Below are 15392 nucleotides of genomic sequence, written 5' to 3' on the forward strand. Positions count from 1 at the left end.
CTTGAAACTTATTTGTGCGGAGGGTTGCCTCCGTTTTAGTTGTGTTGACGGTAAGTGGTTCGGTTAATCTGGCTGGGACAGATATTCTGCTGAGAATTTTGTCGGTGTTAGTGCTAATTGCAATAAACGCCTTTTTTGTGACGGCTGAGTTTTCAGTGGTATCGGTGCGGCGATCGCGCATCAACCAATTGGTGGAAGCAGGTGATATTCAGGCTAAGACGGTGCAAAACCTGCAAAGGAGCATAGACAAGCTCCTTTCTACCACTCAGTTGGGTATAACTCTCTCTAGTCTGGCTCTCGGTTGGATTGGAGAGACTACTATGGCTGTTGTGGTGGTCAGATGGATGATGGCTCTGCCGCTCCCCGCCGAGGTCAGCCATATGGTTGCTCATTCCGTAGCCATCCCTCTAGCTTTTTTCCTCATTGCCTACTTGCAAATTGTTTTAGGAGAACTTTGCCCTAAAGCAGTTGCCCTGCTTTATTCGGAACAACTAGCAAGGTTTTTAGGGCTACCAATAAGAGCGATCGCCCGTTTTTTCAACCCCTTCCTCTGGATACTCAATCATTCAACTCGCTTGCTGTTGCGGCTGGGGGGCATTGACTATACGGGCCAGATGTCTACCCGCGTCACCTCAGAAGAGTTGCAGGTGATAATCGCCACAGAGCAGGAATCTCCAGGTCTGAAAGCCAAAGAGCGAGAGCTGCTCAACAATATATTTAACTTTGGCGACGTGGTGGCCGGACAAGTTATGGTTCAACGCACAAGCATTGTTGCCATTCCTATTAGTGCCACCTTCGGGATGCTGCTCAATCAGATTGCCGCAACGGGCTACTCTCGCTATCCCGTCATAGGAGAATCATTAGATGACATTTGCGGCATCATCTACTTCAAAGAATTAGCTGAACCCTTAGCACAAGGCCAGTTAGAGCTGGACGCGCCAATTGAACCCTGGATTCGTCCGGCGCGGTTTGTACCAGAATCTACTCATGTGAGTACGCTGTTACCAGTCATGCAGCGATCGCTCCAAGCTATGGTCATCGTCGTAGATGAGTTTGGCGGTACGGCTGGCTTGCTAACTATTAAAGATTTGATCGCGGAAATTATCGGTTCCTACCCACAGCAGCACACCGAAGAGTTAGCCGTGCAAATCCTCGATCAGGATACGTTTCTCGTGCAAGCACAGATGAATCTTGAAGAAGTTAACGAAGTTTTAAATCTAGACTTGCCCCTGACTGATGAATATCAAACTCTAGGCGGCTTTTTGCTTTACGAGTATCAAAAAATTCCACCTATGGGCGAAACGCTGCAATATGACAACCTCGATCTAACTGTAGTGTCTGCCGAAGGGCCACGTTTAGATCAAATTCGCATCCATAGGCGATCGCCTTCAGCAGATATAGACGCCCCACAAGAACTTGAACAGTCAGCCGCAGAAGCAAATGGGCGGCGTCCGCCTGCAAGCGATCGCCTCTAATGCTCGGCGCAATCCTCTGAACTACGGTTTCAGTTTCCTGGAAGTGGCTCAGCATAGGGTAGAGGATCTTTTAATTGCAATTCCTCAAAAGCGGCAACACGCAATCGGCAGGAGTCGCAGACGCCACAAGCGCGATCGCCTCCAGCATAGCAAGACCAGGTTTTTTCCCAAGGAACGCCCAATTTATTCCCTAATTGGATAATTTCTGTTTTCTTGAGGTCTATCAGGGGCGCGATAATGGCGATCGCTTCTCCTTCCCTGCCCTGTTTTGTACCTAGTCTAAAAACTTCCTGCATTGCCCTAAGATAGTCAGGCCGACAATCTGGGTATCCGGAGTAATCCAAAGCGTTAACGCCGATATAAACTCTTCTTGCAGCGATCGCCTCTGCATAAGCTAGGGCAAAGCTCAAAAAAATCGTATTGCGGGCGGGAACATAAGTTACAGGAATGTTTTGAGCCATTTCATCTAAAGAGCGACTCTCTGGCAGGTTAATTTGGTCATCTGTAAGCGCCGAACCGCCCCACCGACGCAAGTCAAAGCTGACCACCTGATGTTCTGCCACACCAATTGAACCTGCGATCGCTTCCGCTGAGTCTAACTCTCTAAGATGTCGCTGCTGGTAATTAAACGACAGCGCGTACAACTCACAACCATCTGAAGCCGCCTGGTACAAAACCGTAGATGAGTCTAACCCACCAGACAACAACACAACTGCTTTCACCGCCATCGCTCTTTCCTACCTTCTACAAATTCTCTCGTCGAGTCGGAGCTAAACTGCCACTAAAAATCCCCCAAATTCCCGATGACAAGATGGACGGGGGAGAAACTGACACATTTAGATGCCTCAATGCAAACCTTAGCAACACAATGTAATATTAACGGCTCTATATACTTGAGAAACTTGTGGAACCTGGACAAAAGTTTTAAATTCTTTACAAATAGAGCCGCCGTGCTACTATCTGGATGGTTTGAGGCGGATAACGATTATTAATCAAATTAATTCAAGTGGTGGAGGAGCCTACAGGAGTGCAAGATAGTATGTCAGCGAGACATTCAGACGCTCATGTGCAGCGCAATCAGCCTAAACCGATCCGAATTGGAGTGATCGGCGTTGGCAATATGGGACAACATCATACCCGCGTTCTAAGTCTGCTCAAAGACGTTGAGCTAGTGGGTGTGTCCGATATTAACGTCGATCGGGGTTTGGACACGGCTAGCAAGTATCGAGTTCGCTTCTTTGAAGATTATCGCGATCTGCTTCCCTATGTTGATGCGGTCTGCGTTGCCGTCCCGACGCGCCTGCATCACGAAGTTGGGATGACTTGTCTAGAATCCGGTATTCACGTCTTAATTGAAAAACCGATTGCCGCTAGTATTGCGGAAGCAGAATCCCTAGTAAATGCAGCTGCCGAGTCGGGCTGTATTCTTCAAGTGGGACACATCGAACGCTTTAACCCAGCTTTTCAGGAACTCAGCAAAGTGCTGAAGACAGAAGAATTGCTGGCTCTAGAAGCTCACCGCATGAGTCCCTACTCGCAGCGGGCTAACGATGTCTCTGTAGTCTTGGATCTGATGATCCACGATATTGACCTGCTCATCGAGCTGGCAGCTGCCCCCGTCGTGAAATTGACAGCCAGTGGCAGCCGCGCCTCTGATTCTGGCTATTTAGACTATGTGACGGCTACGCTGGGCTTTGCAAATGGCATTGTCGCTACTCTGACAGCCAGTAAGGTGACGCACCGCAAAATCCGCCGCATTGCCGCCCATTGCAAAAATTCTCTGACTGAGGCTGATTTTCTCAACAATGAAATCCTGATTCACCGCCAAACTACTGCTAACTACATGACCGACTACGGTCAGGTGCTTTACCGCCAGGATGGTTTGATTGAGAAGGTTTACACCAGTAATATCGAACCGCTTCACGCCGAGTTGGAGCATTTTGTCGGTTGCGTGCGGGGTGGCAATCAGCCCTCCGTAGGCGGCGAGCAGGCTCTCAAAGCTTTGCGTTTAGCGAGTTTGATTGAACAGATGGCTCTCGATGGTAAAGCTTGGCATTTGCCAGAGTGGGAGCGTCGTGCTGTAAATTCTCCAGCGATCGCTGTTTCTTACTAAAACTGTTAATGGTGGTAATTGGTAATTGGTAATTGGAGAAACCGCGATTACCATTACCCACTACCTATTAGCCATTAACGATTAACCACTAACAAATGGCGGTTTTTGAAGCTGTAACAGCTCTTGGAGCGATCGCCCAATTTCTGCATTTACCACCTGGTTTCCTTGAGGACTCAGGTGAATGGTGTCGCGGTATAAATTTTCTGGCTGCTCGGTTGAGTTGAAAATAGGCAGAAAATCTATATAGTTGATTTTCTGGGTCTGTGTCAAATCAATTAGACGTTCTCTTGCTTTGAGTTCATAATCGCGTGGGCCGGGTTCTCCTATTTCTCTGAGTAAAGGTGTCATTGCTAGCAGCAAGTGACAGCCAGCTTGAGAGACTATTGTTTTAATTTGCCAGATGGCTTCTATATTAAAGCCAACGCGATCGCCTGGTTCTGCGTTTACGGCTGCCATTTCTGCTGGCGGCGTGTATGGCAAAACGTAGCGGCTGAAGGCTTCTGCTAAGGCTAACGGGGGTTTGTGGCTGGGGTAGAAGCGATCGCGTCCTATAGGCACTGAAGTCGGTGCTGTGCCAAACAAATCATCTGTATTAATCAACAACACCACCGCCTGAGCGTTAAAAGTACCAAACCGCTCTAAATAAGCTAATTCATTGCGCGGACACCAAGAATTAGCCGAAGCGTTAAGAACTTCTACCTGATTAAAATTTGTACTAGCAATAGACGATTGCAACTGCTGAGTCATTACAGCCGAAATAATATCAGCCTGATCCGTCCACCAGCCGCCGTTAGCAATAGAGTCTCCCAATAACAGCACCCGCAGAGTAGACTCTGGACGAGTTACTGTTATGGCTGGACTACGCATTGAATACTGATTAATTTCTATCAGGTTGCCAAACCTGCGAGTGCGCTGGTTTGGTGCTAACAAATAACCAATCTTGTCATCGGTAACATAAATTAGGGGATTGCCAAATCCGAATAGCAATCTTAGCCCAATTTCCAGCAGCACCAACAACCCAACAACAACCGCTAAAACAATCACCGCAACTTTCACTAATTTCCCCCTCAACAACGCGGACTGTAACCAGGCTAAATTAGACATCTTGCAAAAATACTTTTGCAAGATGTCTATTGAATACGAGTCTATCCCGTTGCCGATTCTTCTGCCTTGTCAGATGCTACTGTCGCTGCACCTTCTTCAGATTGTTTTGAGCATCTACATAGTCAGGGGCTAATTTAATCGCTTGCTTAAACTCTTGAACCGCTTCGGTCAACTTTCCTTGCTGCTGTAGAGCGAAGCGCGAACATAAACACGAGGTAAAATATGGGCTGGTCATTTCTCACCCGTTCGGGTTATGGACGATCCCTGATTTCATCGCTAACCTAGTCAAGGGTATGATATCTTCACAAATTGTTGCAGCGCTTTAGCACAGAGAGGATTACAGCGCCATGTCAGACTTGAATCGTGGAATTATGAAGTTCAAGGGAGCTGATAGCCCCACAGCGATCGCTATCTCATCTGTAGTAGTTTTGGGAGGCATCGGCTTCCTACTCTGGTGGGCACTTCACACCGCCTACGCAGTGCATTAATCAACCAGCGATCGCGCAAACTCCTCTAACAAAATTATCTTGCTAGCCGGATTACTCCGGCTTTTCCTTTTTATATTTCCTACTCAGTTTTGCGGGCAGGTTCAGGCACACACGTGCAGTTTGTAGTATATGTAGTGTATACTACAAAGATGTTTGTAGCAATTAAATCTAAAGTCCTTAGTAACGGCTTTAACAGGGGGAGTCATGGCTTCGTTTCGAGATATTCTCAACTACTACCAAAGCTACAGGAGGATTGCACTTTTCAGTATTGCAGCAACTAGCATTTTTGAGATTTTAGATTTATTTGTTCCCTATATCATTGGACAGATTTTAAATGTTTTGTCAGATAAGCCTGTAGATGGGCTATTGCAAAACGCGATCGCTCGTATTGCCACCCTCACCAATCAGCCTGTTAATCAGATTTTCTCCCTAACCGTACTGCTAGGATTAACTTTTTTTATTACCGTAGTAAGATCGCCAATTCAGCCTTGGATAAGCTCGTGGTTCCATTGGGATATTGCGCTGCGATCGCGTCGAGACAATGGGGAAAAAGTCGTCGAAAAAATCCTCACCATGCCTTTAGAGTTTTACGACGAAAACAACCCAGGACGGATTGCCGGAAGAGTCGCTAGGGGTCTCGCCAACCACACTTGGAGTTATCCAGACATATCCGGTCAGCTAATACCAAAACTATTTAGGGTGTTGGGTATTGCTGTAATTATATGGCTGATTCAATGGCAAATCGCTATCTTTTTCCTGGTTTCTTTCATATTAATCCTCAGCTTCAGTCTCACTAAGTTAAGGGAGATTATCCAAAGAGAGGAGTTGTTGGATAAATACATGGAAAATACCGAAAGCCGCACTTCAGAACTTATCACGAATATCAAGACAGTCAAAGCTTTTGCAACTGAAGCTGTAGAACTAAATCGCCAACGGCAACGCTTAGAGCGGGAATTAAAAGTTGTCGAGTATCGCATTCATCTCAGTTACGTTAAACTGGCCACAAAGCAAAGAGTAGTGGTTCAGGCTTGTGTATTTTTGGTACTAGCTTTTACGGTGTGGGCTACCATAAAAGAGCAAATCTCGCTGGGACATTTTGTAACGATTTTAACAGTTGCCAGCATGGCTTACTCAGAGTTGGAACCTATCACCAACCTGGCTGAAATATTTGCCCGTCGTTACGCTTCGATGATTCGGTTTCATGAATTTATGCACTTGCCCGCCGGAATAGATGCAGGTGGTGTGCTGATGGATTCAGGTGAAACAGCGAAATCCTATAGCTTTACAGGCAAAATAGAGTTTTCAGGGGTAAGTTTTGGATATGACCGCGATCGCCTAGTCTTAGAAAACATCAATTTGCTAATTGAACCTTATCAAACTGTGGCGTTAGTCGGTCGTTCAGGTTCGGGCAAATCTACTTTTGTGAAGTTGCTTTTTAGATATTTTGAACCTACCCAAGGTCGCATCTTAATGGATGGGCAAGACATTCGCCAGCTAGATGTTACTGGCTATCGCCGACGGCTGGCAATTGTTCACCAAGAAGTAGATGTTTTCAACGGCACTTTGCTAGATAATCTCACCTACGGCAACCCCAAAGCTACTTTTGAGCAGGTGCAAGAAGCTTGTCGCATTGCCAGAGTAGATGAAGTTATTCAGCAGTTGCCCCAAGGTTATTACACGCTTGTGGGCGAACGGGGTATGCGATTATCTGGGGGACAGCGGCAGCGGCTGGGTATTGCTAGGGCGCTGCTGGTAGAGCCAGATGTGTTGATTTTTGATGAAGCCACATCTAGCTTAGATTATGAGTCCGAGCGCTCGATTCAGCTAGCAATGCGCTCGATTTTGGGTACTCGCACGACGATTGTTATTGCCCACCGACTCAGTACGGTACGGGAAGCAGATAAAATCGTGGTTCTCGATCGAGGGCGGATAGCCGAAGTGGGTAGCCATGATGAGTTGCTGCGGCGTGAGGGGATTTACCGACGCTTGCACTCGCTGCAAGAAACTGGCGAACTGGTCGATTAGGTGTCTTCTAGTTCTGGGAGGGTGATAATTTGGCGTTTAAGGAGGGGCGATCGCTCCCTTCTAACTCCCCTAGTTCTTGCCCCGCGCCAGTTTTGCGTATCGTCAAAAAAACTTTTGAAAATATTTTGACTTTTATAACTGTTGTGCTACTATTAATATTCGTGGACGAAATGGGTCGATGCCCGAGTGGTTAATGGGGGCGGACTGTAAATCCGCTGGCTTGCGCCTACGCTGGTTCAAATCCAGCTCGGCCCACCACGAAACAAGTAACAAGTAGAAAGTAGGAATTATTGATTTCGCCTTTGTACTTTTGACTTGTTTAGCGCCTGTGTAGCTCAGTGGTAGAGCACTTCATTGGTAATGAAGAGGTCACGAGTTCAATCCTCGTCATAGGCTTTTAATAATTATTACAGAGCGGTATCATTCCTGCTAGGGATAAGTTTTATCCAGCCTGATTTGATACGCAAAACTATCTCATAATTTTGTGCAGACAAGTGATTTTGCCTGTACAAATTTGGCTTATCTTTTTCGTTTAATAATTCCAAATATCTTTATAGATTGGCTTCAAAGCTTTGTTAGCCCAGTAGGTAGGTGATATGTTTCTAGCTAGGGCTTGGTTTTATGTAGCAACTACCAAGTTGGGTTGAGTAATAAACTATTTCATTGGGCAGGTAAATGCCCTAAAAGTAAAAATTATCTGGTTATTACTTCTTTGGTTGGATGCTGTGGGATGTTTCCCTAACTGTTTGTATCGTTGGCTTATTTAGGTAGGCTAGGAATTGCTAGCTAGGGAGGGCGATCGCTTATAAATCAGGCAGAACTAATTTTGTTAGCGAAGCAACGACGAAGCCTTCTATCAGCCTGCCATCGTAATCTGTACAAGGGCAAGAGGGCTTGATATGTAGGTAGTACGGGTACGGCAGGACTCGAACCTGCGGCAGGCGGATTAGAAATCCGCTACTCTATCCAACTGAGTTACGCACCCAGATAAACAGGGTTAATCTGAGACAAACTTTATATTACATTGTATCTGTGCATAAAGCAGCAAGCAAGTCAGAATTATAGACGTTTACACCACATTAAGAGCAAGCAGCTTAAAGGTTCGATGTACACTAAAAACCAACAGGGTGAGACGTTAGCTAGGATAATGTGATATTCAAGGCGATCGCTGCGTCTAGTCTAGCCCAGCACTAGCATTCTGCACTTTAAGTGCGCCAGTTGCCCCGCGATCGCAATAACTCAGCAGAACCCCCGGCCCCCTGTCAGGAGTCATTTACCAGCGCCATGTTTATTCTGAAACGGCAGGATGTTGAAATTTCTAGCATTCAGCACCCGACACGGGAGCAACAGATCCCCATTCTCAATTATCAGGGGCAAACATTTCGCTTGATTAGCGTATTTGCGGCTAATCAAGCAGAAGAAGCCAAAGCCTTCTGGCGGGATCTTACTGATAACCGTGGCAAAGCGTGCGTCCTGCTCGAAGAGCCGGATCGCTACAGCGTCTGGGGCAAAATCCGTCTAGATCAGCTGGCGGCGGAAGCCAGTAACGACAGCAAAATACAACCGTTAACCCAAGCTTGTTTATTGCTGTTGCAAGCAGTCTACATGGATATTGAAGACCTATTGGGAGCCAGACAAGCAGGATTATTTCAGAAAGATCTTGTCGAAATCTTGCGAAAGTGGAACTTTCCTGGAGGCGATACACCGTCAGCGGTAAACTCTTTGCTAACAATGGATCCGCTCAGCAGCTTACAGGTTCCCCCTTGGGAGGAACATCATCTGATAACCCTGTTGCAAGAAATTCATAGGCTGGGAAAAGGATATTTTGGCAATACCAACTTTGCACAGGGAGTAAGCGATACATTACAAGATATGCCCGGGGGCGATCGCGCTCAGTTTATAGACTGGTTAAAGCAAACAGCTCTGGGTAAGCTCTGGCGATAACCTACAAAATGTTTAAAAGTATGCCATTGCAGGCTGTGGTTATGCGATACTTGCAATGTGCTTGCGGCTAATTGTTCAGCCCTAATCCAATTTTTGCAGATTTGCCTTTCTGCTGTCGTCGCTAGCTATCGATTCGGGGAATTATATGAGCAGTTCTGTGGACAAGTCATCCGGTTCTCAATCCCCCATGTTGGGTCAGATCGTCGTCTATGCGGGGATTGCTTGGGCTGTGCTAGCGCTTTTGTTCTTTCTGCTGTTTAGCATCTCAGTGCCAGGTGAAGATCCACCGCTTTGGTACCGTATTGGTACTTACATATTTGAAGAGGTAGCCTTCCTGGGAGGCGCGATACTGTGTTTTAGAAATTGGCAAAGCCCTCAGATTGCCAGCGGACGGAATGTTTGGCTGGGAATTGGTCTGGGGATGCTGTCATACTTTCTAGGAAACTTGCTGTTTTGCTGGTGGGAGCTTTATTGGGGTTTAGATCCCGCCGTGTCATTGGGAGATCTATTTTTCGTAGCTTTCTATCTGTTTCTCGGCTGGGGAATGATTTTAGCGGTTCTGCCCAGACGCCTGAATCTAGAAAACAAACAGTGGGTAATCGTCGGAGCGATCGCCTCAGTTGCAATTGCTCTAGCTGTCTGGCTTTCTCTTGCCTCGCCCGCGGATTCAGAAGAAACCAGCGTTCCGCCCTCAAAGCCACCAATTGCACAAGTATCCCCAGCAACACAACCAAAAACAACTGCTCCCCCCAAAAAAGCACCGACACTGAAAGCAACCCCTAAAGCAGGGGCCTCTGCACAGACAAAACCCCCAGCATCTAAGCCGCCTGCGGAAACTGCACCCAAAAATCCGCCCCCAGGTTGGGTATTATCCCTCGAAGACAATCTCAAACCGCTAGCAAAGCCAGTAAGTTTCTTCTACATTATTTGTGATGTCGTTCTCCTGATTATTGCCGCCACCCTATTGTTAGCATTTTGGGGCGGGCGTTTTTCTCAGTCCTGGAGGATGATTGCAGCGGCAGCGTTTTCGTTCTACATTGCAGATATGTGGTTTAAATACGCTACCGATCATATTCCTGACTACCAAAGTGGGTTTATACTAGAAGTCTTTTGGGTCTTCAGCGGCGTTTTGTTTGCCGTCGGTGCTGCCCTCGAATACGATACCTCCATCCGTTCCAACCGCCGTGGTGCGCGCAAACGGGCATAGCAACTTTGTGGCATGAGTCCTAGAAAACTCTCTGATTCAGACAAGCGCGACATCCTCAACCTGTATCGAGAGCCAGAAGAGACTACCTCTACCCTGGCTGTTCGCTACAATGTCAGTAGCTCAACGATTAGCCGCCTCCTAAAGAGTCGGTTAGTTGAGCAAGAATATGAAGCGCTAATACAGCAAAAACGCTCTAGTCGCGGCCAAAACAGCGTTGACGACGACGAAGCAGATACAGACGATCTAGTAGAGGTCGAGTCAGAATCTGGCTTGGAAGAGGCAACCCCTGAACCTGAACGTCGGGTGCGGAAGCGATTGTCTTCTTCTGCTCAGGAAACTTCTCCTAATCTACTTCCAGCTTCTTTTTCCTTAGATGAGGAAGAAACGGCCAGAAGAGAGGAAAATTTCATAGCCGCCCTCAATCAAGATGTTGCAAGCGAGGCGACAGAACCCGAACTGCAACCAAGCAACGTTCCTAACTCTCTAGCGGCTAACAACTTAGAGTTGTTGCAGGATAATTACCGTGCAGAAGCTAGCGTCTTAAAAGAGATGCTAGGAGAAGACCTAGCCGATTTAGACGATGAGGAACAAGACGACGACGACTTAGAAGATGGGGATGAAGAAGACTGGGAAGACGATCTGCCTGATGCAGACAGTCATTCTGGGCTAAAAATTATTCCCCGAGAAAGCCGCGCTAACGTTCAAGTTTTACCCTTGTCTCAAGCCTCCCTTCCTAAAATATGCTATTTGGTAGTAGACCGAACAGCAGAGTTGATCGTGCGACCTCTCAAAGAGTTCAGCGATCTAGGAAAAATTCCTGCTGAAGAAGTTCAGCAGAAAACTTTGCCCGTATTCGACAATCACAGAGTAGCCCGGCGTTTTTCCAACCGCGCCCAGCGAGTGATTAAAGTTCCCGATGGCAAGATGCTCCAGAAAACTTGTTCGCAGCTGCAAGCCAAAGGAATTACCCGCTTACTTATAGATGGTCAGGTCTATTCGTTGTTACTGTAGTTAGTAGTTAGTGGTTAGTGAGTAGTAGCAAATAAAAACTAAAAACTAACGCTAACTACTAACAAACAATAAAAAAGCGTTTTACCAGACTGGCACCAATTAAAGTCAGGCTTGGTTAAACCAGGTATTACCTTACAAAAATATATATATTCCCCTTTGAGGGATTTTTTCGTTCAGCCTTTCGCCAAAGGTGGCAACAGGCGAATGCTAAACCAGAATTACCTTAATTTTTCTTAATAATATACGCTAGCAAAGTGACATTCCAGCCGTAGCGCCTGGAAAAACTTACCTTGCTGGTGCGGATGCAATCCAACAGCAGCATATTCAAGCTTATAACTGAATCGACGCCAGAAGCGTTACTTCGTGTACTCAGAGGACTTTGCAAGCTTTAGAGGCTAGTTTTGTTTTTGGGGAATAGTTAATTTTAGGCGGGAAAGTCTGCACTGCTCCTTTAAATCTGTGAATTTAGCACCAGACGGGCAAACCCCCAAAATTGTTGATTTGGACATCCTTCGATCCAGGTGATTAGGTATTAGCCAAGAATAATTTCTTTTTCTTCCACCTAAAAAGTTGATTAGAAATACTAATTTGGGTACTTTAAAGATAGGATCAAAATTGCTGAATTCTAACCAGTGTTTGTTCAATTTTGAACAATTTAAACAAAATAATAATTATTATTAAGTGGAGCTTGAACGAGATGGAAGTAAGCTATCTACTCAACCTTTACGAAGCTGGAGAAAGAAACTTTGCTGGGGTTGACCTCAGCGGAGCAGATTTGAGGGGAGTTACGCTAATCGGCGTCAATCTCACGGGCGCTAATTTCAGGGGAGCCAATCTCAGTAGGGCTTTTTTAACTAAGTCAGATTTGAGCGGCGCTATGCTGAACTGGGCGGATTTAAGTTTTGTAAAACTCAGCGAAGGCAAACTGGTAGATGCAGACTTGACTAAAGCTAACCTAAGCGGAGCTTTCCTGGTGAAGTCAAAACTACCGGGGGCAAAAATGAGCGGTGCAAATCTAGCCAATGCTAACCTCCGCTCGGCTAACTTGTGGGGTGCTAATCTGTGCAGCGGGAATCTGCAACAAATCAACTTGCGGGAAGCTAATCTTAGTGGCGTCAACTTGAGTTGGGCTAATTTGTGCGGAGCAAGGCTGAGTGGCGCGAGGCTGTATGGGGCTTCATTAAATGGCACCAATTTCAGTAGGGCTTTCTTAAAGGGATTAGACCTGAGTGGAGTCGATTTACAGGGGGTAAACCTCAGTGGGGCTAAAATGAGTGGCGCTAAACTAGAAGGCGCTAACTTAATAGGAGCGGATTTGAGGGAAGCAACGATGCGTCTAGTGAATCTAAAAGGGGCAGACTTGACAGGAGCAAATCTGGCAGGGGCTTGCCTTGCAGAGGCCAATTTGACCTGGACGATACTTAGCAAAGCGGATCTTAGCGGCGCCGACTTGAACGATGCGACGCTGAGCGGCGCAAATTTTGATGGTGCTAGGATTGATGGCGATATCCGGCCTGATTCGGCGCAACAATTTTTCTACTCAGGGACAAGTAGTAATGCGATACCTTTTGGAGAAGCGGCGGGAGCAATGGTTGGGTGAGAGCGATCGCGAGGGGCGCATATCGATGAGGAACAGGGCTGTAAGCAATGGATAAGCATTCTGCTACAACTGGCTACGGCGTAGTGTTGGTGACAGCTTCCTCGCGGCAAGAGGCGGAGGCGATCGCTGAAGCTTTAATTAATTCTCACCTAGCTGCTTGTGTCAACCTGTTTCCTGTCCATTCTATTTACACATGGCAAGGAAAGGTTAACTCGGAAGAAGAGTGGCAGCTGATAATTAAAACTGACTTAGCGCAATTTCCTACTCTGGAAGCTAAGATTCGACAATTGCACTCATATGAAGTACCAGAAATAATTGCTCTGCCAATTTTGGCAGGCTCTGAGCCATACTTACAGTGGATTTCAGAGCAAGTTAGCGGTAATGAGTAATTGGGAATGACAATGAACAATGAATATTTAATCGTTTTTCATTGCTGAGTTTAAACGTCTTGCCAAGTAAATAATGTCATCTTTTCTAGCAATTTGATCTATCCATTCTTGAGGAATGTTGTTAACGCCGTAATAAATGCCAGCTAAACCGCCAGTGACAGCAGCGGTAGTATCGGTATCGCCGCCAAGATTCACAGCTTTGAGTACTGCTTCCCGATATGAGGAGGTATTCAAGAAACACCAAAGCGCAGCCTCTAGGGTATTAATAACATAGCCGTTGGAATTAATTGATTCTTCTGGCAAACTGGAAATATCTCCGCTGAAAACTCTTTCAAAATGCGGCCTTTCATTAGCGTATACGTCTTGGGAATAAATTTCGCGGGCATTTTGTATACCTTGGAGATAGGCAGACTTTGGAGCTGAATCATTCAATAGACAAACGGCAATACTGATATAGATTCCGCAGGCTATTTGGCATCTTAGATGAGCGTGAGTAATTGAAGAAACGTTGTGTACGCGCTCAATTAGTTGAGAAAAATCTAGATTTTTGTGGTAATAAGCAAGGGGTAATATTCGCATCAACGAACCATTGCCATTACTATGTTCATCCTTACCACCAGCCTCTAGAGGTGGAACGCCTTGTTTGAGACGTTCGATAGCTTTTGCTGTAGAGTTGCCAATGTCGAAAAGATTGCCGTGCGGAGTCCAGTAGTTGTCGCTGTACCAGCGGCAGAAAGAATCTGCGATCGCATCTAATGAAAACCCCCAGCACATAGAATCTGCCAAGCAGAAGGTAAGAGAGCTATCATCTGACCAAGTACCAGGGGGTTGATTATAAGTTCCGTAGCCGAACATAGTTTCTACTGGCGAGCTTACCCGGTCGGCTCGACTGCTGAACTCTACGGGGACGCCCAAGGCGTCAGCCACACACACGCCCATCAATCCTGCCAGGGTTTTAGAGTCGCTTTGCATAATTTTAGTTACCTCCACATCAAGAAACTGATGATTTCAGGGTAATAAGCGCGATCGCTACCCTTGTGAGCATGCCTTATCGCGGCGGGATAGTAGCTGATACGCGCATCCGCCGCTATAGCCTGTTATATCAATCAATTTGGATTAATCCCAAATGCTTGCGTCCAAAATTGATATAACGCGCCTTTATTTTGGTTAGAAATATGGTCTACGGCGATGCCTAATTTATGCCGCACTTTAAACCTAATGACAACTTGCAATATCGGTGGTTTTTTCGTTTTGCAGCCGCGTTACTACTCGTAGGTCAAGTATTGGTGCGTTTGCTAAAAGGCAGAATACCTCGATACCGCCATGTTATCGAATACATGGCAATGGTGGGACCTGATTCCCTGATGGTGGTTCTACTGACTAATGGCTTTGGAGGAATGATTTTTACCCTTCAAATGGGACGAGAGTTTAGCCGTTTGGGGTTAACCAACTTTGTGGGAGGAATTTTTGCGCTAGCTTTTTGCCCCGAACTGGCTCCGATTGTAACTACCAGTATTGTCGCAGGACAAGTCGGTTCTGCTTTTGCTGCTGAAATTGGAGCGATGCGGCCTTGAGATTTTCTGGAGATGTCTAGTATGTTTTCGCGGGTTAATGGGGGGTTAAACCCGAGCTATCGGAAAAGCTCCCGCCAGCCATGCATGGCAGTTGGTTAACCCCTGTACCAATCCAGTACCAATCCAGTACCAGTTTTAAAAGCCACAAAATCGCTGGAAGCCTAAGCCGATGGTGAGATTTGAACTCACGGCCAACTGATTACGAATCAGCTACTCTACCACTGAGCTACACCGGCACAATTTATAATCTTAGCGAATATTTACTATAGAGTCAAGTGGGCGATCGCTAACAAATAGTAAATGCGATCGCTCACCTATAACCTACACCCATCGTCTGAGGATGGGTTAACGGGACTTAAACAGATTTCAAGCCCAAACAAAGCCCAAAGCTGCGATATTCGCGATGAATACGTCCCGATTGTGGTTCAGCCACTCGACAAAACGGAAAGACATTGCTGTCCG

Annotated in this window: 14 protein-coding genes and 4 tRNA genes; 12 read left to right on the forward strand and 6 right to left on the reverse strand. The window is 46.3% G+C overall.

Annotated features, from left to right (window positions below):
- Window positions 1–14: 14 nt before the first annotated feature.
- Window positions 15–1475, forward strand: coding sequence for a hemolysin family protein (locus H6F77_RS06255; protein WP_309228808.1), 1461 nt, complete (start codon window positions 15–17; stop codon window positions 1473–1475).
- A gap of 29 nt (window positions 1476–1504) precedes the next feature.
- On the opposite strand, the gene queC is transcribed toward H6F77_RS06255, so the two are convergent.
- Window positions 1505–2197, reverse strand: coding sequence for a 7-cyano-7-deazaguanine synthase QueC (gene queC, locus H6F77_RS06260; RefSeq protein ID WP_190486453.1), 693 nt, complete (start codon window positions 2195–2197; stop codon window positions 1505–1507).
- 317 nt (window positions 2198–2514) lie between these two features.
- Here queC and H6F77_RS06265 point away from each other — a divergent pair, with 317 nt between their 5' ends.
- A complete protein-coding gene (locus tag H6F77_RS06265) occupies window positions 2515–3588 on the forward strand; it encodes a Gfo/Idh/MocA family protein (protein ID WP_190486413.1) in 1074 nt (357 codons plus the stop codon).
- A gap of 81 nt (window positions 3589–3669) precedes the next feature.
- Here H6F77_RS06265 and H6F77_RS06270 read toward each other — a convergent pair whose 3' ends face one another.
- Both H6F77_RS06270 and H6F77_RS06275 read right to left on the reverse strand, forming a co-directional pair.
- Window positions 3670–4692: an SGNH/GDSL hydrolase family protein gene (locus tag H6F77_RS06270; RefSeq protein WP_190486415.1), complete on the reverse strand. Its 1023-nt coding sequence runs from the start codon at window positions 4690–4692 to the stop codon at window positions 3670–3672.
- A gap of 76 nt (window positions 4693–4768) precedes the next feature.
- The gene (locus H6F77_RS06275) at window positions 4769–4927 is read right to left on the reverse strand and encodes a tetratricopeptide repeat protein (protein WP_190486417.1); all 159 of its coding nucleotides are present in this window, start codon (window positions 4925–4927) and stop codon (window positions 4769–4771) included.
- Between the two features lie 112 nt (window positions 4928–5039).
- On the opposite strand from H6F77_RS06275, the gene H6F77_RS06280 reads away from it, so the two are divergent.
- The 4 genes from H6F77_RS06280 (at window position 5040) to H6F77_RS06295 (ending at window position 7601) form a co-directional block, all read left to right on the forward strand.
- Complete coding sequence (locus H6F77_RS06280; protein ID WP_190486419.1) at window positions 5040–5180, forward strand: variable surface family protein; 141 nt, start codon at window positions 5040–5042, stop codon at window positions 5178–5180.
- A 204-nt stretch (window positions 5181–5384) separates the two neighbouring features.
- Window positions 5385–7205 carry an ABC transporter ATP-binding protein gene (locus H6F77_RS06285; RefSeq protein ID WP_190486421.1) on the forward strand — a complete coding sequence of 607 codons (1821 nt, stop codon included), beginning with the start codon at window positions 5385–5387 and terminating at the stop codon, window positions 7203–7205.
- 172 nt (window positions 7206–7377) lie between these two features.
- Window positions 7378–7463 (forward strand) — tRNA-Tyr (locus tag H6F77_RS06290).
- A gap of 66 nt (window positions 7464–7529) precedes the next feature.
- A tRNA-Thr gene (locus tag H6F77_RS06295) sits at window positions 7530–7601 on the forward strand.
- 515 nt (window positions 7602–8116) lie between these two features.
- Here H6F77_RS06295 and H6F77_RS06300 read toward each other — a convergent pair.
- Window positions 8117–8190: transfer RNA gene (locus H6F77_RS06300), tRNA-Arg, on the reverse strand.
- Between the two features lie 299 nt (window positions 8191–8489).
- Between H6F77_RS06300 and H6F77_RS06305 the strand changes: the two genes are divergently transcribed.
- The 5 genes from H6F77_RS06305 to cutA all read left to right on the forward strand — a co-directional run bounded on the left by H6F77_RS06305 (window position 8490) and on the right by cutA (window position 13356).
- Window positions 8490–9149: an Npun_F0813 family protein gene (locus H6F77_RS06305; protein ID WP_190486423.1), complete on the forward strand. Its 660-nt coding sequence runs from the start codon at window positions 8490–8492 to the stop codon at window positions 9147–9149.
- Between the two features lie 145 nt (window positions 9150–9294).
- The gene (locus tag H6F77_RS06310; protein ID WP_190486424.1) at window positions 9295–10356 is read left to right on the forward strand and encodes a hypothetical protein; all 1062 of its coding nucleotides are present in this window, start codon (window positions 9295–9297) and stop codon (window positions 10354–10356) included.
- Between the two features lie 12 nt (window positions 10357–10368).
- Entirely contained in the window at window positions 10369–11367 is a 999-nt protein-coding gene (locus H6F77_RS06315; protein ID WP_190486426.1) for a hypothetical protein, read from the forward strand.
- 697 nt (window positions 11368–12064) lie between these two features.
- Window positions 12065–12967, forward strand: a complete 903-nt coding sequence (locus H6F77_RS06320; protein ID WP_190486429.1) for a pentapeptide repeat-containing protein — start codon at window positions 12065–12067, stop codon at window positions 12965–12967.
- Window positions 12968–13014: 47 nt separating this feature from the next.
- Window positions 13015–13356, forward strand: a complete 342-nt coding sequence (cutA, locus tag H6F77_RS06325; RefSeq protein WP_190486431.1) for a divalent-cation tolerance protein CutA — start codon at window positions 13015–13017, stop codon at window positions 13354–13356.
- Between the two features lie 27 nt (window positions 13357–13383).
- On the opposite strand, the gene H6F77_RS06330 is transcribed toward cutA, so the two are convergent.
- Window positions 13384–14328 carry an ADP-ribosylglycohydrolase family protein gene (locus H6F77_RS06330; protein ID WP_190486433.1) on the reverse strand — a complete coding sequence of 315 codons (945 nt, stop codon included), beginning with the start codon at window positions 14326–14328 and terminating at the stop codon, window positions 13384–13386.
- A 227-nt stretch (window positions 14329–14555) separates the two neighbouring features.
- Between H6F77_RS06330 and H6F77_RS06335 the strand changes: the two genes are divergently transcribed.
- Window positions 14556–14930 carry an ABC transporter permease gene (locus H6F77_RS06335; protein WP_190486435.1) on the forward strand — a complete coding sequence of 125 codons (375 nt, stop codon included), beginning with the start codon at window positions 14556–14558 and terminating at the stop codon, window positions 14928–14930.
- 164 nt (window positions 14931–15094) lie between these two features.
- Here H6F77_RS06335 and H6F77_RS06340 read toward each other — a convergent pair.
- Window positions 15095–15166, reverse strand: a tRNA-Thr gene (locus tag H6F77_RS06340).
- Window positions 15167–15392 lie beyond the last annotated feature (226 nt).

It is taken from the genome of Microcoleus sp. FACHB-831 (assembly GCF_014695585.1).
GTDB lineage: Bacteria > Cyanobacteriota > Cyanobacteriia > Cyanobacteriales > FACHB-T130 > FACHB-831.

Bases quoted from the DNA above. Each gene is read 5' to 3' on its own strand.
- H6F77_RS06265 (WP_190486413.1), top strand. From the start codon at position 2,515: ATGTCAGCGAGACATTCAGACGCTCATGTGCAGCGCAATCAGCCTAAA.
- H6F77_RS06270 (WP_190486415.1), bottom strand. From the start codon at position 4,692: ATGTCTAATTTAGCCTGGTTACAGTCCGCGTTGTTGAGGGGGAAATTA.
- H6F77_RS06275 (WP_190486417.1), bottom strand. From the start codon at position 4,927: ATGACCAGCCCATATTTTACCTCGTGTTTATGTTCGCGCTTCGCTCTA.
- H6F77_RS06280 (WP_190486419.1), top strand. From the start codon at position 5,040: ATGTCAGACTTGAATCGTGGAATTATGAAGTTCAAGGGAGCTGATAGC.
- H6F77_RS06285 (WP_190486421.1), top strand. From the start codon at position 5,385: ATGGCTTCGTTTCGAGATATTCTCAACTACTACCAAAGCTACAGGAGG.
- H6F77_RS06305 (WP_190486423.1), top strand. From the start codon at position 8,490: ATGTTTATTCTGAAACGGCAGGATGTTGAAATTTCTAGCATTCAGCAC.
- H6F77_RS06310 (WP_190486424.1), top strand. From the start codon at position 9,295: ATGAGCAGTTCTGTGGACAAGTCATCCGGTTCTCAATCCCCCATGTTG.
- H6F77_RS06315 (WP_190486426.1), top strand. From the start codon at position 10,369: ATGAGTCCTAGAAAACTCTCTGATTCAGACAAGCGCGACATCCTCAAC.
- H6F77_RS06320 (WP_190486429.1), top strand. From the start codon at position 12,065: ATGGAAGTAAGCTATCTACTCAACCTTTACGAAGCTGGAGAAAGAAAC.
- cutA (WP_190486431.1), top strand. From the start codon at position 13,015: ATGGATAAGCATTCTGCTACAACTGGCTACGGCGTAGTGTTGGTGACA.
- H6F77_RS06330 (WP_190486433.1), bottom strand. From the start codon at position 14,328: ATGCAAAGCGACTCTAAAACCCTGGCAGGATTGATGGGCGTGTGTGTG.
- H6F77_RS06335 (WP_190486435.1), top strand. From the start codon at position 14,556: ATGCCGCACTTTAAACCTAATGACAACTTGCAATATCGGTGGTTTTTT.